Below are 1,271 nucleotides of genomic sequence, written 5' to 3'. Positions count from 1 at the left end.
ATGACCGATGAACTGCAGGCTGAGCCGGTTGAATTCGGTGATGGTCTGCGGCGGGATCTGCACGGTCCGGGTCTGTACTTTACCGGCCTCTTCTTTCGGGAGAGGCAGGCTGGCGGCCACTTGATCGTTGATCAGCACGTTGATTTGCGAAAGATCGGCCAGCAGCGCCGGTGAGTAGCTGTACTGCAGCGTGACCTGCGCAGCCGTGACGACTTCATCGGCGCGCACATCGAAATTCACGCTGTCGGTAGCCTCCACGCCTTTAAGGGTCATCGAATAGCTTTTGCCCAGCTCCTTGAGGGTGCGGGTATAGCTGTTGCCCGGGGCATCGGTCCCCGGCAACGATGCGACCGGCATCAGCGCCGTGTCCGTGGCGCTGATTGGGGCGGCAGCACTCAAGGCACAGCCGCTCCAGCCCGCTAGCGAGCAGGCGATCAGCATGAGTGAGCGACGAGGAAGAAAGGTCTGGCGAGTGGAAGGCTTCAAGATCGTTGCGTGTCCGCGGTGGAGTCAATAGGTGATGGAGCGACCGGGCGTTTGCGCAGTAGCGCGTGGCTGTCCTTCAGGGTTACAACGAACAAGCGCAGGATGGCGCGCAAGCCAATGCTGCTGACCTCGCGCAACGCCGACATGGGCGCGTCAAGGCGGCCGTTACCCCAGGTGTTGGCCCAGGTGTCGGCCCGTGAAAAGGTCAGTCGCACCAGCTCACTTTGCTGGCGCAGGGTCAAAGCCTCGAATTGCACGCCCGTCACGTTGTCGTTGCTGAAGATCGTTCTTGCGGGAAAAAGGCTTGAGGGAGGTGTGCGCAAAATGCACAGCCGTACCTTCTCATCGACGCTGAGCTGAACCTGCGGTGGCAGTGCCAGACCCACGCCGTTTTGTGAGAAGTCCTGGGTTTTGCAATCGAACGAGGTGCCGTCTTCGCGATAGACGCGCACAGGCAGGTCTGCGGGCACCCGGGGTTCGTTACGCACCTGAGAGGACTCAGTGGCCACCGCCACGGCAGTGCTGACGATGATGATGTTGTACACAGTCCAGGCCAGGTTGATCAGCAGGGTCGTGACCTGGGCCGAATCACTTCCGATCAGTTTCACCACGCCGATCACCAGGCCGATCATGTTCAAGGTCAGCAGGACGATGTAAGGCCGCGCGAGCTTCCAGTCGAAATAGTCCTCCTCGATGGTGCCGCCCTTGTCGGTCACGTTGAACTTGCCCAGCGAAGGGCTGATCAGGGCCAACAGTACCGGTCGCATGATGTACCAGGCCAACAC

2 protein-coding genes are annotated in these 1,271 nt (G+C 60.5%); both read right to left on the bottom strand.

What is annotated here, in order from left to right; all coding sequences use genetic code 11:
* The coding region (locus tag ACXRVY_RS29805; protein ID WP_458239051.1) for a cellulose biosynthesis cyclic di-GMP-binding regulatory protein BcsB at window positions 1-441 on the bottom strand (441 nt) is incomplete at its 3' end.
* A gap of 41 nt (window positions 442-482) precedes the next feature.
* Window positions 483-1,271: PilZ domain-containing protein (locus ACXRVY_RS29800; protein ID WP_458239050.1), on the bottom strand; the 789-nt coding region annotated here is incomplete at its 5' end.

The organism is Pseudomonas sp. P5_A2_2, assembly GCF_054177685.1.
The sequence above is the reverse complement of the archived record's forward strand: the minus strand, read 5'-3'. Positions and strand labels throughout refer to the sequence as shown.